17 protein-coding genes are annotated in these 15,748 nt (G+C 39.7%); 7 read left to right on the top strand and 10 right to left on the bottom strand.

The window, feature by feature from the left end; all coding sequences use genetic code 11:
* Both AABI99_RS15355 and puuE read left to right on the top strand, forming a co-directional pair.
* On the top strand, positions 1-670 hold a 670-nt coding region (locus AABI99_RS15355; protein WP_338366970.1), incomplete at its 5' end, for a urate hydroxylase PuuD.
* A gap of 1 nt (position 671) precedes the next feature.
* Positions 672-1,604, top strand: coding sequence for an allantoinase PuuE (gene puuE / locus AABI99_RS15350; protein WP_338366969.1), 933 nt, complete (start codon positions 672-674; stop codon positions 1,602-1,604).
* An 80-nt stretch (positions 1,605-1,684) separates the two neighbouring features.
* Here the strand turns inward: puuE and AABI99_RS15345 are convergent, their stop codons facing one another.
* Positions 1,685-4,186 (bottom strand): S8 family serine peptidase, encoded by a 2,502-nt coding sequence (locus AABI99_RS15345; RefSeq protein WP_338366968.1) that lies wholly within the window; start codon positions 4,184-4,186, stop codon positions 1,685-1,687.
* Between the two features lie 568 nt (positions 4,187-4,754).
* On the opposite strand from AABI99_RS15345, the gene AABI99_RS15340 reads away from it, so the two are divergent.
* The 4 genes from AABI99_RS15340 to AABI99_RS15325 are packed head-to-tail and all read left to right on the top strand — an operon-like array spanning position 4,755 to position 7,881.
* On the top strand, positions 4,755-6,257 hold the full coding sequence (locus tag AABI99_RS15340) for a curlin (protein ID WP_338366967.1): 1,503 nt from the start codon (positions 4,755-4,757) through the stop codon (positions 6,255-6,257).
* 37 nt (positions 6,258-6,294) lie between these two features.
* A complete protein-coding gene (locus AABI99_RS15335) occupies positions 6,295-6,693 on the top strand; it encodes a curli production assembly/transport protein CsgE (RefSeq protein WP_338366966.1) in 399 nt (132 codons plus the stop codon).
* A complete protein-coding gene (locus AABI99_RS15330) occupies positions 6,683-7,108 on the top strand; it encodes a curli assembly protein CsgF (RefSeq protein ID WP_338366965.1) in 426 nt (141 codons plus the stop codon). The genes AABI99_RS15335 and AABI99_RS15330 overlap by 11 nt, the downstream gene beginning before the upstream one ends.
* Positions 7,108-7,881, top strand: a complete 774-nt coding sequence (locus AABI99_RS15325) for a CsgG/HfaB family protein (protein WP_286248875.1) — start codon at positions 7,108-7,110, stop codon at positions 7,879-7,881. The genes AABI99_RS15330 and AABI99_RS15325 overlap by 1 nt, the downstream gene beginning before the upstream one ends.
* Positions 7,882-7,978: 97 nt before the next feature.
* Here AABI99_RS15325 and AABI99_RS15320 read toward each other — a convergent pair whose 3' ends face one another.
* From AABI99_RS15320 to AABI99_RS15295, 6 genes are all read right to left on the bottom strand, one after another.
* Positions 7,979-8,668 (bottom strand): response regulator transcription factor, encoded by a 690-nt coding sequence (locus AABI99_RS15320; protein WP_338366961.1) that lies wholly within the window; start codon positions 8,666-8,668, stop codon positions 7,979-7,981.
* Positions 8,669-8,873: 205 nt separating this feature from the next.
* A complete protein-coding gene (locus AABI99_RS15315; protein ID WP_338366959.1) occupies positions 8,874-9,395 on the bottom strand; it encodes a hypothetical protein in 522 nt (173 codons plus the stop codon).
* Between the two features lie 58 nt (positions 9,396-9,453).
* Entirely contained in the window at positions 9,454-11,004 is a 1,551-nt protein-coding gene (locus AABI99_RS15310; RefSeq protein ID WP_338366957.1) for an EAL domain-containing protein, read from the bottom strand.
* 103 nt (positions 11,005-11,107) lie between these two features.
* The gene (locus AABI99_RS15305; protein WP_338366971.1) at positions 11,108-11,728 is read right to left on the bottom strand and encodes a GDSL-type esterase/lipase family protein; all 621 of its coding nucleotides are present in this window, start codon (positions 11,726-11,728) and stop codon (positions 11,108-11,110) included.
* 8 nt (positions 11,729-11,736) lie between these two features.
* Positions 11,737-12,249 (bottom strand): DsrE family protein, encoded by a 513-nt coding sequence (locus tag AABI99_RS15300; RefSeq protein WP_338366956.1) that lies wholly within the window; start codon positions 12,247-12,249, stop codon positions 11,737-11,739.
* 64 nt (positions 12,250-12,313) lie between these two features.
* Positions 12,314-12,787, bottom strand: coding sequence for a flavodoxin family protein (locus AABI99_RS15295; RefSeq protein ID WP_338366955.1), 474 nt, complete (start codon positions 12,785-12,787; stop codon positions 12,314-12,316).
* Positions 12,788-12,864: 77 nt separating this feature from the next.
* Here AABI99_RS15295 and soxR point away from each other — a divergent pair, with 77 nt between their 5' ends.
* Entirely contained in the window at positions 12,865-13,326 is a 462-nt protein-coding gene (gene soxR / locus AABI99_RS15290; protein ID WP_338366954.1) for a redox-sensitive transcriptional activator SoxR, read from the top strand.
* Positions 13,327-13,340: 14 nt separating this feature from the next.
* On the opposite strand, the gene AABI99_RS15285 is transcribed toward soxR, so the two are convergent.
* The 3 genes from AABI99_RS15285 to AABI99_RS15275 all read right to left on the bottom strand — a co-directional run.
* Positions 13,341-14,507, bottom strand: a complete 1,167-nt coding sequence (locus AABI99_RS15285) for a lipase family protein (protein ID WP_338366952.1) — start codon at positions 14,505-14,507, stop codon at positions 13,341-13,343.
* A gap of 23 nt (positions 14,508-14,530) precedes the next feature.
* Positions 14,531-15,049 carry a DUF6795 domain-containing protein gene (locus tag AABI99_RS15280; protein WP_338366950.1) on the bottom strand — a complete coding sequence of 173 codons (519 nt, stop codon included), beginning with the start codon at positions 15,047-15,049 and terminating at the stop codon, positions 14,531-14,533.
* A gap of 139 nt (positions 15,050-15,188) precedes the next feature.
* Positions 15,189-15,748: hypothetical protein (locus tag AABI99_RS15275; protein WP_338366949.1), on the bottom strand; the 560-nt coding region annotated here is incomplete at its 5' end.

Here is a 15,748-nt window from a genome sequence, read left to right as displayed (position 1 = left end):
TGCATTAATTGGTACCTGTATGGCCGGTAATGTATATCACATTATTATGCCTGCACAGCGCTACATGGTAAGCGAAGTAGAAGCTGGGCGCATTCCTGATTCAGCGCCGGGCTTAAAAGCAAAGCAGTGCTCAGTACATAATAACTACGCCACCCTACCCGTTATTTTTATTATGCTAAGTAACCACTTTCCTTACACCTACAGCCACAGCTTTGGCTGGCTTATATTAATTGCGTTATTTGGTATTGGCATGTGGATACGCCATTACTTTAACTTAAAGCACCAAGGCGTTAATAAACCTTCGGTACTTATAAGTGGTATTGCCGCCTTTTTTGCCCTAATGCTGGCTATAGCTCCATGGCCTAGCAGCCCAACAATTACAGGCGAAAGCGCGCCTTTACAAGCAAGCATTACCGACACTCAAGCGTGGGAAATAATCAGCAAGCACTGTACACAGTGCCACAGTGAAACCCCTACATCGAAGCTTTTTCAAACCGCGCCGCTCGGCTTTAAGCTCGACTCACTTGCTGATGTAAAAAAAGCCAGTGCACTTATTCATACTCGCGCCGTTATTACCAAAGATATGCCATTGGCTAACATGACAAAAATGACTGATGCAGAGCGTGAAATGCTTGGCACTTGGCTTAGCGCAGTAAAAAAGGAGCAGTAAAATGAGCGAGCAATTTAAACATTACCCGCGCGATTTAATTGGTTATGGTGCACACACTCCGCATGCCAACTGGCCTAATAAAGCCCGTATAGCCGTGCAAGTAGTATTAAACTACGAAGAAGGCGGTGAAAACTGTGTACTGCATGGTGATGCAGCAGCCGAAACGTTTTTATCTGAAATAGTCAGCGCTCCCCATGTAGAAGACCGCCACATAAGCATGGAGTCTATTTACGAATATGGCTCGCGCGCAGGTGTGTGGCGCTTACTTAAACTCTTTAAAAAATACGATATACCGGTCACCATTTTTGCTGTGGCAATGGCCCTTGAGCGCCACCCCGATGTAGCTAAAGCCTTTGTTGAAGCTGGGCACGAAATTGCAAGCCACGGCCTGCGCTGGATTAATTATCAACATATAGATAAACAAACCGAGCGCGAGCACATGCAAAAAGCCATTGAAATCATTCAAACGCTTACCGGTAAAAAGCCCACAGGCTGGTACACCGGGCGCACAAGCCCTAACACAGCAGCCCTTGTGGTAGAAAATGGCTCGTTTTTATATGATGCCGACGATTACAGCGACGACTTACCCTTTTACAGTATTAAAGAAGGTAAGCCACAGCTAATAGTGCCCTACACGCTTGATGTAAACGACATGCGCTTTGCCGCTGTGCAAGGCTTTAATGCCGGCGATCAGTTTTATAATTATTTAAAAGATGCCTTTGATACGCTGTATGAAGAAGGCGACCCACAAGGTGAAAACGCCCCAAAAATGATGTCGATAGGTTTGCATTGTCGCTTAATTGGCCGCCCTGGACGCATTAAAGCCCTCGCACGGTTTTTAGAGTACGCTAAATCGCATGAGCAAGTGTGGTTTGCCACGCGCGAGCAAATCGCCGAGCATTGGCTTAAAACCCATCCGTATGAAGAAGCTTAGTTATCTATTCAAAATATACTTTAAAAGCTTAAAACAAAAAAAGCCCAGCAGTGCTGGGCTTAAGGTCACTTTAGGAGTAGTTAATTAAATGACACTGTAATGATGTTAGAACATACATTTTCAGTTACACATAATTGGTAATCGTACGATGGTAATGTAGCACCACGTACATAATCACGGTAACGGCCGTTGTCTGATGTGGTATCAACCAGCTCACCGTTACGGTATACGCTTAACGACTCAGCGCCCACACGCTCCCAGCTTAAATCTACACGCATGGTATCAAGGCGAGATTTATTAGCGCGTTTAAGGGTTAGCTCAAGCTCTACATCACTTACTACAACCGTTTGAGTAGACGTGCTTGTATTGCCTTCGCTGTCAGTTACGCTTAGCACAACATCGTAATTACCAGAGGCTGCATACACATGCATTGGGTTTTGATCTGATGATGTTGCACCATCACCAAAATCCCAACTCCACTGTGTAATATCGTTATTTGAATCGGTACTTGTATCTGTAAAGTTAACGGTTAAGCCTTGTGTTTCTACATCAAAGCCCGCACGCGGTGGTTGTGGGCTAACTTCGCCAATAGCGCTTAATGTGAGAGACCAAGTATTGATGGTGCCTGTATCAGCTGCGGCCGTGTCTTCTACTTGTAATGTCCAATCACCTGTAGCCACTTCACCGTTAAATGACTCTGACGTAAAGCTTCTAACTATATCATCGCTTGAGCCGCCTACATTGCTTTGTAGTGTTACCTGTGTACCTTGTGCTGATACTAACTTAACCACTAAGTCGCCTGAGTAAGTGTGCGTAATATCAACATTTGCCGTTGTACCAAACACAGTTAAATCATCCGGTACATTGATTACTGATACTGCACCCACAGGTGAATTATCAGGAATATCAACACTTGCGTTACTGCTGTAAGTAAAGTCGTTTAAGCCAACAGGTTGAACCATTAACTTAACTGATTGCTCTTTAACAATGTCACCCGCTGTTGCAGTAACTGTTAGCTCGTATTCACCCCACTGAGTGTCAGCGTCAGTTTCAACGTTAAGCATTACATCATCACCAGGTCGAGCCGTACTAGTCGACAAATAAGCGCCATCTAATGCTGATGATAATTCAAGTGTTACTTCTTCATCCCACTGGGCAATTGAGCCAATAGTAAATGTGTAATTTGCAGCTTGGCCCGCTACAACTTGTTGCGTAAGTGGATTGGCTGAAATTTTAAAGCCAGGCGTAGGATCGGCATCAATAAGTGCTTGATTTACATTAAGACGCGTACCAGCAACCGTTACACCTTGCAGCGCTGCATTTGCATCACCAGAGCTCATTAGTAACTCTTTAAGCTCTTGTGTGTTAAGTTCTGGGTTAATAGATAGCACTAACGCTGCAGCACCTGCCACATGAGGCGTCGCCATTGATGTGCCAGAATAAGATGCATAGCTCTCACCTGGTGTAGTAGATAAAATTGCGCTACCAGGGGCGCCCATATCAACGCTGGTTAAACCATAATGCGAAAACCACGAAATATTATCGGTTTGATCCGTACTTGCTACAGATAACACGCTTGCGTTTTCGTAGTTAGAAGGATAATGCGGGTTTACATCGTTATCTATTGTGTCGTTACCCGCTGCGGCTACAAACAATAAATCGGCCGCTTCGCTTGATGCAATAGCATCTGCTAGAGCTTGGCTATAACCACCACCGCCCCAACTATTATTTAATACGCGTAAGTTAACACCGGCATTTTTAAGTCCTACCATGTAGTCGATACACTTAATCGCATCTGATGTTGAACCATTACCTGCAGCATCTAAAAACTTACAGCCTACAAGTGATACTTCGTGGTTAACGCCTACAACACCTGTTGCATTATTACCGCTTGCGCCTATGGTACCTGATACATGAGTACCATGGCCTTCATCATCCATAGGGTCGCCACTGTTGGTAATAGCATTAATACCATGTACGTCATCTACAAAGCCGTTGCCATCATTATCAATACCATCACCTGGTATTTCGCTGCTATTTACCCACATATTACTCGCTAAATCGCTGTGGTTATAATCAATACCGGTATCAATTACACCTACCACAACATCGCGGCTACCCGTCGAAATATCCCATGCTTCTACTGCATCGATATCAGCATCGGCTGTACCACCTGTTTGACCCTCGTTATTCAAACCCCATAGCTCGTCAAAGCGCGGATCATCAGGCGTACTTGCAATACTTACTTGGTAATCAGGCTCTACGTACTCAATCGCTTGGTGAGACTTTAAACGTGCAATAGCTTCTTTAGTGCTCATACCTGAAATTGTAAACTTAGCTAAGCGCCCAGAGAGTAAAGACTTGAAGTTATCATCAACTTCATCTGCGTTAACATCTGAGATTTTTGCTTTTACTAATGAACGTGCTTGTTTACGCATTTGTGCTGACGCATTTTTTTTGTATTTAACAATTACTGCATCGCTACTTGCTACAACAGGTTGTTTAACTCCAGCATCAGGTAGTTTTGCAGCAGCTAAACACGGTAGTAAAGCAAGAGTGATAATAGATAATTTTGTTTTCATTGTTCTATCCATAGTTGGTTTAACTTAGCCGAGCTAAGTAAATTTACTTACAACTTCAAATACAAGAGGATCACGTGGCATAGAGCTAGAAAACTAAGAAATTTAAATTTACACAAGTCAAAAAATAACAAACAACTAAAAATCAACATTTTTAACCAGAGTGATTAACAAAAAAACATGCAACACAGTCATTTTTATGAATTAATAAACTGTGATTTTACCTCATTAAGGACCAAACGTTTTTACTAGTTTTTCTTTCTTTTTTGTTCCTATATAAATACTATTTTATAAGCAATTGAAAAATAAGACAATTAAAATTGGTAAAAAAAGATGATTTAAGTCTATTGTCAGGAGGAATACAGTGAAGGTGTTCTTACAAAAAGTATAGCCGCGTTATATTTAATAAAAATGACAAGCCTAAATACATAATTTGTAATAACGTTCGATTTACAAAATCAAATAAGAGTGGATCACACCATTATTCAGCACGGCATGCTGAGCGAAAATATCTTATTAAAATTTATAACACTTAAGGTATTTGATTTTACTATTTCAAGGAGAATAAATAATGAAGTTGAACAAAACACTTTTAAGCTGCGCTGTTGCATTAGCAGTAGGTACCAGCTTTGCCTCACATGCAGATACACAAAATAAATCAGTATCAAGCTCACAGCTAAGTACACAAGTATCAACTGAAAGCCTAGAGAACAGCTTAACCCTAATTCAGACTTCAAATGAAAATAACGCGTTTCTTTATCAAGAAGGCGACAGCAACACTATGCTTGTTACCACCACAGGGAACAATAATGAAACTGAAGTTGTGCAAAGCCAATTTGGTAATTATGCCGAGGTAACCACCACTGGCGATAACAATACGCAAGTGTACTCTCAAGATGGTGTTGCTAACGGTTTTATTTCAGAGGTAACAGGTAACAACAACATGTTGTTTGTTAGCCAATTTGGCCAAGGCTTTTTTGTAAATAACGAAGCAATTAACATTATAACTGGTGATGACAACCTTATTGATGTAGAGCAAGGCAACGGCGGCCACTGGTTCTACAACATGGATATGCAAGGTAATGCAAATGAAATTAGCTCTTTGCAAGAAGGTGAATGGCATGAAGCTGAAATCACTATGCTTACAGGTGATGAAAACAGCCTAAGCTTAGCGCAAGATGGTTACTGGAATACCTATAAAGTAAGTAGCTTACAAGGTAATGAAAACGAGCTTGATGTTGAACAAAGCGGCGACCGAAACGCAGTCACGTTTAGCTCAATCTCAGGTGATGCGAATGAAATTGACGTTGAACAAGATGGATTAACAAATGCAGTAACCTTTGCAGCTGTTATGGGCGATGATAATCAAATAAAGCTAGATCAAGAAGGTTCACTTAATACTATTGAGTCAAACTTATTTGAAGGCGCAAACAACGAAGTAACAGCAACGCAAGTTGGCGACGAAAACTTAGCGACCGCAGAGTTAGTTGGTGACAGTAATGAGCTAACTTCATTACAAAACGGCGACTTGAACGAATCTTACATCGGTGTAATTGGCTCTGACAATGAGTTCTCTACTACACAAGTGGGTGATTTAAACTCTGTTCACCTAGCTAACTTTAACGGTACAGGTAACGATGTTGATTTAGTTCAATCTGGTGATGAAAATACCATGCTGGTGCAATCGTCGTATCCTGATGTGTCGCTTACATCTAACGATAACGATATTGATGTTTCGCAAACAGGTTCTCAAAACGAAGCAGTTGTAACACTTGCGGGTATTTTAGATAGTAACGATAACCAAATCGATATTGCGCAAGATGGCATGTTAAACCTAGTTGATATGATGATTGAAGGAAGTAACCACAGTATTGATATTTCACAAGAAGGTGAAGGTAACTGGGTAAGCGGCGTTGAGCAGTCAGCCTTTTTAGTAGGCGGTGAAAACGTAACATTTACAGTCACTCAAGTAGGTAATGATAACCTTGTAGAAGGCTCAGTAATTGGCTTCGATAGTACGGTTTCTGTTACGCAAATTGGTGACGGTAACACAGCAACAATTACGCAAATGTAATTATTGAGGTGGGGAGGCTAACCCTCCCCATTTTTTTATGACAATAAATATTCAATTACGTTGCTCCCTACTTATTCTTTTTCTGTGTTTTTCTTCGCAAAGCAAAGCTTCGCAAGAACTAGAAATAGATGGTTTAGTGCTTGATAGAAGTATTAGTCGTTTTGGTCATCAGTTTTATTACGAATTTTCGAATTACTGGCGAGATCTCCCCTCAACCGCTGGTTTTAATATAGAAATAAGAGAAACAGTAATCCCAAAAGCAGGCACAAAACTCTCACTAATAATGAATAACCAACTTGTGTATGTAACCTATTTAGGACGTAGATTAGCTCCACTTAACGAACGTGTTGAGCAAGCTGTTTACGCTGTAATAGACGCGATGGCACGCTCAAACATCGCAACATCATCACCCGACATGGCAGTAAATGGATGGTAAAATGAAAAAAATAGCACTTATAATAATAACAACACTTTGCTTTTCAGCCTCAGCAACTGAAATAATTTATACCCCAATAAACCCAAGCTTTGGTGGTAACCCATTAAACGCCAATATGTTGCTAAGCAAAGCACAAGCACAAAACAAACATAAAGCCCCCACCATCGAAAAAGGCTACGCAGAGCAATTTCAAGACTCGTTGGAGCGCACCTATTTAAACCGTATGGTCAGAGAAATAACCGATATGGCGTTTGGTGAGGAAATTGAAGACAGCCTATTTGACCAAGACTCAATATTTATGAGTGGCGATTATCAAATAGAAGTGATCACCAGCACAACAGACACTATTACAGTAAAAATAACCAATATATTAGACGACTCTGTCGTGATCATCGAAGTCCCGAGGTTTGGATAATGCGCAAAATAATAATAACAATAACGCTATTAGCCCTTAGCGGTTGCTCAACTATGGGAAACTTAATTCCCCCTTCACAGCAAGTTGCTACCACATTAGAACCCACTGAAATATTTAGTGATTTAAAAAACTTACCTAAGCCCGTAGGCAGTATTCCTGTCTCTGTGTATTCATTTAGAGATCAAACAGGCCAATACAAACCGCAAACTAATGTTAGTTCGTTTTCAACCGCAGTAACACAAGGTGCTAACTCTATTTTAGTGCAAGCTTTGCATGAGTCGGATTGGTTTACACCAGTTGAACGCGAAGGCTTACAAAATATATTAACCGAGCGAAAAATTATTCGCGCAGGCCAATCTGACAACCCTAATCAACCAGATTTACCGCCCTTAACCACCGCTAAAATAATTTTAGAAGGCGGTATTATTAGTTACGATACCAATGTAAAAACGGGAGGTTTAGGCATGGAGTATTTTGGTATTGGGGCTTCAGAGCTTTACCGAGAAGATGCCATCTCTATCTATTTACGCGCAGTTGATGTTCGTACCGGCCAAGTTCTATTGAGCGTTGCCACCAGCAAAAAAGTACTTAGCCAAGAAATGCGTGCAGGCTTTTTTAGGTATGTAAGCTATAAACGGCTAGCCGAAGCGGAGGCCGGTTTCAGTGATAACGAACCAATGAGCATATGTGTAACACAAGCGATTGAAAAAGCACTCACAGATTTAATTACAAAGGGCATTGATAGAGGTTTATGGGCTCAAAAAGCCGCCTAAGGTTATAATTCATAAACTAAAAAGGCTACGTGATGTAGCCTTTTTTATATAAAACATTTTTGCCCTAACCGACATTAAATGTATCGAATTGGCTTAATTACTTAGCCATAGGTAATAAAACCGATATATAACGCTGAGCCCAATTTGCCAATTCGACTCGGTTACGCGAATTGGTTTTTTTAAAGGCGCTGTACAAATGCGTTTTAACGGTGTGGTCACTAATATTAAGCTTATCAGCAATAGCATTATTGCTCGCCCCTTGGGCAATTAAATGAATTACTGACTTTTCACGTTTAGTGAGGTGCGCGTAATCCCCTTTTTTAAGGGTGATGTCTTCTTGTAGACTATTAAACGAAGAGGCCACCGACAGAATATCTGAAAACGCTTTTGATATAACCTTACGTGTAAACCATAACTCGCCCGAGGTTATTCTTACTAACCCTTTAAATATATCTTCAGGCGCATCGGTTTTATAAAAAACGCCATTAAAATGATTGAGTAATAAATTTTTTTCACATACTGCACTAGGCTCTACATTAAATAGCACCACTTTATGCTTTTTAGCTAAACAAATTAAATCGGCAGGTAGTAAGTCTAACCAGTTGTTTTTAGCGCCATCAATTAGAAATAAATCAAACTTATCCCTTTTCTCGTTTTTAGGGATCACGTCGTCCATTTTAATATCGCCAAAAATGGCTTGCATGGTTTTTAAAATAGTTGTGTAGCTTTCGCAATGAAAAGAAGATTGAAACGTAGTTTTTACAAAAACGGCGTGTGGATGTAGCATAGATTTCTTCCTTGAAACGTTTATTCCACATTACCTAATTTATAAACAACTTTCAATGCGATTTTGGTATTATTACCACAAAGTAAAAACTAGCATTAATTACATTAACGCTAATATTTACAATAACTTAAAGATTAACAAAGATTTATTTTTATACAAAGCACTGCTCTGATCAGTATACTAGGCATATACAAACTTCTACTTTTTATTTAATTTTTTCTTTAAGTTTATTAAGCGCCTCTACCGAAAAGCCCCTGTCGTAAAAATGTAAAATTTTACCTTGGCTATCTATTAAAATAACGCGTGTATTGTTTGGGTTTTTATTACCAGTAAATTTTTGCACAGCTTCACCATCGTCATAAATAGTGATTACCCCGCCCCATAGCTCTTTTGGAATGCCCTTGCGCATACCGCTGTCTATAAAAGTACTAAACATGCGGGGTGCCATCCCTGCTATGGTAGGTAGTTCGTATGTGGGTAATGTAACTCCAGCCATGTCTAAGCCAATTAACCAGCGGTCTATGTCAAATTGGCTATCTTGTTTATAGCCAATGAGTAACAAGGTTTTATCGGCTTTAAAATCATTCGGTATAGTTACGCTTTTTTCATCTAGGCTTTGCCCGCTAATAGTGGGAAACTGCTGACCTAAAATTTGTTGATTTGGGTATTGAGCGGAGCACGCACTAAGTATTAACACCATAAATGCGCTGGTTATTATTTTAGTCATTTTAAAACCTTACACTGTTATAAATATCATACTAATACGTGTATGAGGTAAAACACGTTTAAACCGTTTGCAATTTTAAATACGCTTTAAACTCACGAAGTGTCATAGGCTTGGCATATTTCCAGCCTTGGCCGAAGTGTACGCCCGCTTGTTTTACTATGGCTTCTTGTTCATTGGTCTCTATGCCTTCTGCTACACAGGTGTAGTTAAACTTACGTACCAGGGCCATAATATTAGGGATCATTGATGCCTTTAAGCCTTGTGTGGCTATATCTTGCACAAAGGTGCGGTCAATTTTAAGTTGATGAAAGCTCAAGTTTTGTAGATTTTTTAAGTTAGAGTAACCCGTACCAAAATCATCTATCGATAAATTAAAGCCCGCCTCAACCAAGCTTTTAAAGTGGGTATGTGCAACTGTTGAGTCTAAATATTCATCTTCTGTTATTTCTAGACAAATAATAAAGCGCGAATCAGTAAGTGCCGGTATGTCTTTTAAAAGCGCAATGTTTCCGGTTTCTACATCGCAGGGAAAAATATTAATAGACACTTTAAAGTTACGTGGCAACTTCTCAACAGTGGTTAGCTCATAAAGTACTTTTTCAATCATGGCTTGGGTAAAGCGCCACGTTAAATTGGTTTTTCGGATAATAGGGATAAATTGGTCAGGGAACAAAACCCCGTATTTATCTTCAAAACGGGCCAATGCCTCACAGCCAACCACTTTACCCGTTTGCAAACAAATAATAGGTTGGTAGGTCCAATAAAATGAGCCTTTTTTTAGCCCCTTGCGCACGCGCGTAATAGTTGAGCGCCTAGCCGCTAAGCTGTAGTCAATTAATAGCCCACTCGATACACCAGCTAACGAAATTAAAATAAGCGAAATAATCAATAAAAATTGATTATCTGCAAAAAATTGGCTCCAGGGTAAATGCACGGCAACGCAGTACCCTGGATTATTGTTACTACATTTAATAACTGATTCATAAGGTAAAAAAGCATTGTTTTTTACTTGCTCATAAACCCCATTTGAGCCAGCTAAATGAAACATGTTATCGCTGTTTTTATAGAGCACTTCCCACTGAGGAGAAACAATCACTTTGTCGTTAAAGGCCCGCGTATCTACAATTAAATTGTAGCTGCCTTGCCTTACCATGATCACTTCCATTGCTCGGCCACTAAACAAAAGCAAATACAACTGCGGCTCGTACCTTACCCGTACAGGTTTATTATCGTGTTTATCAATTCGAATATAGTCGGGGGGGTTATCTGTAATTGTTACTGCTAGCTTGCCCGCTCCGGTGGTGCAAACCAGTTCATCATTTATAAAAAAGCCAATATCTATCACGTATTGCGCATCAAACAATGCACGGCGCATTTCTATTAAAGTATTGCTGTTACATTGCTTAGCATTTGAGTTATTAAGGCGGGTTAAAATGCTTCTGCGCTCTGTAGCTGCAGCATCAATGTGTTGAACAATATAATTTGAGTCGCGCGCTAACTGCCGTCCTAGTTTTTGTGCAGCAAAATAAAGTAATGTACCCGCACATATCGCAAAAATTACGACACCGCTTATTACAGCAATTAACGACCTACGTTGATATTGTTTCATGGCACCTTTTTAAAACTGTGTGATTCGGCAGCAACAATAATTGCATACCTGCGTATAAATGCAATCAAGGTTGTAAAAAATTATGGAAAACTACAAATTTAATTCATTGATTTACATGTAAAACTACGCGGCTAAGCAATTTACTAAGCTGCTTATGGCCTTGGCAGGATAAATGTATGCCATCGCTCCCTAAAGGTGATGTAAGCTGTGATATATCAACATAATTTAGTGCATGCTCTTGCGCAATGCCTTTAAAAAGATCGTTCAAAGGCAGCAGCTTTTGTTCAAAGTTTAGATAAATGCGGCTTAACGCTCGCTGAGGGTTAATAAATAAAGGACCAATGATAATTAAATTAGGCAAATTGATAGGTAAATAAAACTGCTTAATAGAGTTGATCAAATGTGTAAGACCGTTTGCTATATCTGCAGGCGCTAAATTAAAACGCTTTTTTAAATCGTTAGTGCCAAGCGCTATAACAATAGTGTTTAGCGTATGCTGCTCTAAATAAGGTTTTAAATAGCGAATGCCGTTAAGATCTCCCATAAAAGGCGGATTGTTCACTAGCGTACGATTTGGCTGCCCCGCCTCTATTACTTTATATTCAGAGCCAAGCTGCTGATTTAAAAGCATTGTCCAGCGGGTACTTTCATCGTAGCGCTTACCCGTTTCGGGGTTTAAGCCCCACGTATTCGAATCGCCAAAGCAGAGTATATTTTTTGTTATTTGTGTCATTAAAATGGATTAAGTGTATAGCCCTGTTGCTGAAGTTGTGCGTGCGCGGTCATCGCAGAAAGCGACATTTTTACGCCATCAATGAGCAATTCAGGCGTTACTTTAAAGTGAGTTGCCGATTGCCCGCACACATACACCTGAGTGTTATTAGCAAGTAGCTGCTTAATTAACGCTTGGTTTTTATTATCAGCACTAAAGCGTTTTTTATATTCGCTATTAGCTAACACATCAACACTTGCGCTACCGTGCACAACTAATGCAAGTTGAATGTTTTTAAGCTTTACGCCATGCGCTACATGCATATTAATAAAACGTGCTAGCGAATTTATTGCATGATTTTGCTCACCACTTTTAGCGCCATCAGCAACGTCAAATGCTATTTTAAATACCGTAGAATCATTAATTTTGTCATGCTCGGGTACATTGTAATAATTACCAAACCCGTTAATTGGTTGCTCATTAGCATAAATAAACGGGCTAAAAAGCAGCACTAACCCTAGTAAATATTTCATAAAACAATCCTGTGTTTTTAAGCGTATTACTAAACTACCAGAGACACATAAAAAAGGCTGCAATTTATGCAACCTTTTGGGTACTTTTATGGCTATGGTTAATAAACTGCATACCTAAATAACTAAAGGTATTTTTAAATTGCTCTACAAAACACGCTGGCGCTTGGGTTGATGACGCATTAGAAAGCACTGAAAAATACTTACTACGCAGCGTTCGTAACTTTGGTTTTAATGCTTCATCGTCCATGTAGTCGGTTATTCTATCAATAAATAATTTCATTTGTACCGTGGTGCTGTACCAATAAACGGGTGAGGCAAACACCCAGTGGTCATACTTTAAAAGCGCTTCAAATACCGCATAAAAGTCATCGTTTTTATAGTTTTTGTTATAGCAGTATGGCGCTATTTTATAATCATCTAAGCATATTACCCGCACATTATTTTGCTCAGCAAAGCTATTAACGTGTGCCTGCGTATTACCATTTTTACGTGCGCTTGAATAAATAATAACTGTGCTACGCTTAAGTTTTTGTTGCATTTAGTTAGCTCCTTTTTTAATGTTGAAAGAAGCTTAAAACCTCAACTGATATTGAGGTCAACCGGATATTTAAAACAATGCCACTAGATCAAAAAAAACTAACCGAGGCCAACCTAACCGTAGGTTATGTCGCCAAGCGCAGCGGCGTAAAAGTATCAACCCTGCACTTTTACGAAACAAAAGGGCTAATACGTAGTTGGCGCAATAGCGGTAATCAACGCCGCTATAAAAAAGACGTACTACGCCGTATAGCGGTAATTAAAGCTGCACAAGCAATGGGAATAACGCTTGATGAAATTAAACTCACCCTAGCCACATTACCTGAGCAGCGCACACCCACACAAAAAGACTGGGCAGCCCTTTCAAAGCAGTGGCAAGCACAGCTAGATGAGCGCATAGCGTATATGCAGCGTTTACGCGACCGCGTTGATGGCTGTATTGGCTGTGGATGTTTATCTATGAGTAAGTGCCCTATTTATAACAAAAACGACCACTTAGGCGAAAACCAAAGTGGTGCTATTTTGTTAGAGCGAGATTGAGGGCTAGGTTAAAGTTAATCTAAGCCACTAAGCCCTTCTTTTGCCGCTCGGTATAAAGCGCCTAGGGTTGAGTCGAATACCGATTTTATAAAGTTATAAGTCAGCTCTACCGCTTTACTGATTACTTTGCCTGCAAACACTAACATATGCCCTAGTAAACCTAAGGTTTGTGTTGCAAACGAGGCTGAAGCTTTAGCTATTTTATCAAGCGTTCGCGCTAACATATCGTAAAAAGTGAGCCCAGTACCAATAGCTGCTTGAGCTGCTACTGCACTGTAATAGCCCGCATCTTTTAAAAGGGTAATTAATGCAGCACCAAGTTTATCTGCCCAATGGGAGGTAAATGATGCTTGATTTCGATCTTCAAATTTTAAACGCACAGGCATGTTTAAAAAGTGATTAGCTTGTATAGTTAAGTTGTTCCAATTATTGCTATTGGCCGTGTTTAAGTAGCCAGGCGTACCCGCAAGAGTATGTGCAGCACCTTTTAAACCTTGTCCACTATCTAAACGTATTTCTTGGCCGTTATGCGGAGCATGCGAAAAAGGCCATAAAGGCACTTTAGCCACTGGGTCTGCGCCATGTGTACAGCGGTATATTTTATCGATTCTGGATGTTGCAGCGCGAGAAAAACTTTCAAGCCCCACACGCGGCGAACCAAACGTATATAATTTTACAGGAAGTGAATACTCAGCTTTGATCCAATCAGCAGAAAGCGTAGCTAACGCACCTCCTAAGCTATGACCAACTAAATGAACGCAACCCGTTACTTTATCTTGAATATTTGCTGCTATAAACTCTTGCAGCGCAGGCTTCATACTATAAAAAGTCTTATTAAAACCAGCATGTACCATACTCCCATTTGCCCCACCACTTACGCCAAAGTTACCATCAGTTAATCCATCCCTTAGCGAGTTAGTACCGCGAATAGTAATAACCGAATCCCCCTGATACGCACCTAGCCCATGCCCTACTAAAGCAAAACCCGTGCTTAAATTAAATAAGTGAGAAAAAAAGCTGCCCGTTACGCCTTGTACCGCACCAGGGTTAACAGAGAAGTTAAAATTGTCGCGCAAAGAGGCATGAAGTGTGCGATTGAGTAAATTAGTGGTCTTAATGCTTTTTGCTTTATAAGCAAGGCTTGCTAATTGTACGGCTTGAGTGGGTGTCAAAGTATTCATATAAGTTCCCTTTAAATTAATAGTTAAAGTTTACATGATGTGTATATCGTAAAAGTGTGGCTTGTATCTTCTTTAATTGGAATATCGTAAGTTTGTGGCTCTTTGCCAATATCACACTCTAAATGTGCAAGAAGCTCTTTAAGTGTGTCACTTTCTTCATGGATTGAAACAGGTGTGTACCATAAAACAATCCCTTCTGGCGTACCGTTTTCTAAATAAATATGTTGAACTAACGAGTCGTTATCAAACATATTAGAAGGCTTACCTGTTTTTATTGTTTTTTCTGTGAAGGTAAAATAACCCTGCTCATCTGTTGTAGTATCGTCAACGTATTCATCGCCATAGGTAAGTGAACGTATTACTTTAGTGTTTGCAACTGGCTGCCCATTATCTAATAACTGCCCCTTTACTGGAGCCGATAAATAAAATTCTTGTTTATTAAAAAAGCCAAACATATCTGCACAAGCCTGTGATGTAGTAAAAAAAACAACGGCAATAGAGACTATCACCAATACAAAAATTTTTAAGCGCGATAAAAACAAAGCAAACTCTCTCCCAAGGCCTAGCTATAAACTACTTAATGTATATGGCTAATTAATTACACCAGCCATATATATTAAGTAGGGGTCTAATTAGGTACAATCATACTGCATGTTTTTTAATCAAAAAACAATCACTAATCTAATTATAAAATAGTGTATATATTAATTTACCAATGCCACTCAGCATGATGCCGCCCATAAGCAAAAAAGCATACATAATACTAATAGCACCGGCTGAAGGGTCGCTCTTTTTATCAATTTCTATGCATGCCGTACACACAGCAAAAAATATAAAAAAGTTAGCTATCACACCTAAAATAAAAGCATTGCCAAATAACGGTGATACGCCAGCTAAAACGGCACCCAATATTAGCAGCGAGCTTGAAAATGAATGTTTATCAAACCGGCCCTCAATTATTTTTATAGCTAAGGTGGTTAGCATTAAGAGTAAAAAGTATAACGTTGGCCAAAACTGATAATATAAATACCCCCAGCTTAAAAGCTCACCTGAAGTTGATGAATAAGCTTGCTGGCCTATATCGGCTGCTGAAGCATTCGCGGCATTTTCGGTAAAGAGGTACGCTACCCCACCAATAATTAATTTTATAAGCCAAAAAAATAAAAAGCTGGCAATAGTAAAACCAATAGCGTCATCCCTTGTTAATCGTTTTTTAGCTTTGCTTTTTACAATAATGGCGA

This window comes from uncultured Pseudoalteromonas sp. (genome assembly GCF_963922945.1).
Lineage (GTDB): Bacteria > Pseudomonadota > Gammaproteobacteria > Enterobacterales > Alteromonadaceae > Pseudoalteromonas.
Note: the sequence above shows the minus strand (reverse complement) of the source record. Positions and strands in the feature narration are given on the sequence as shown.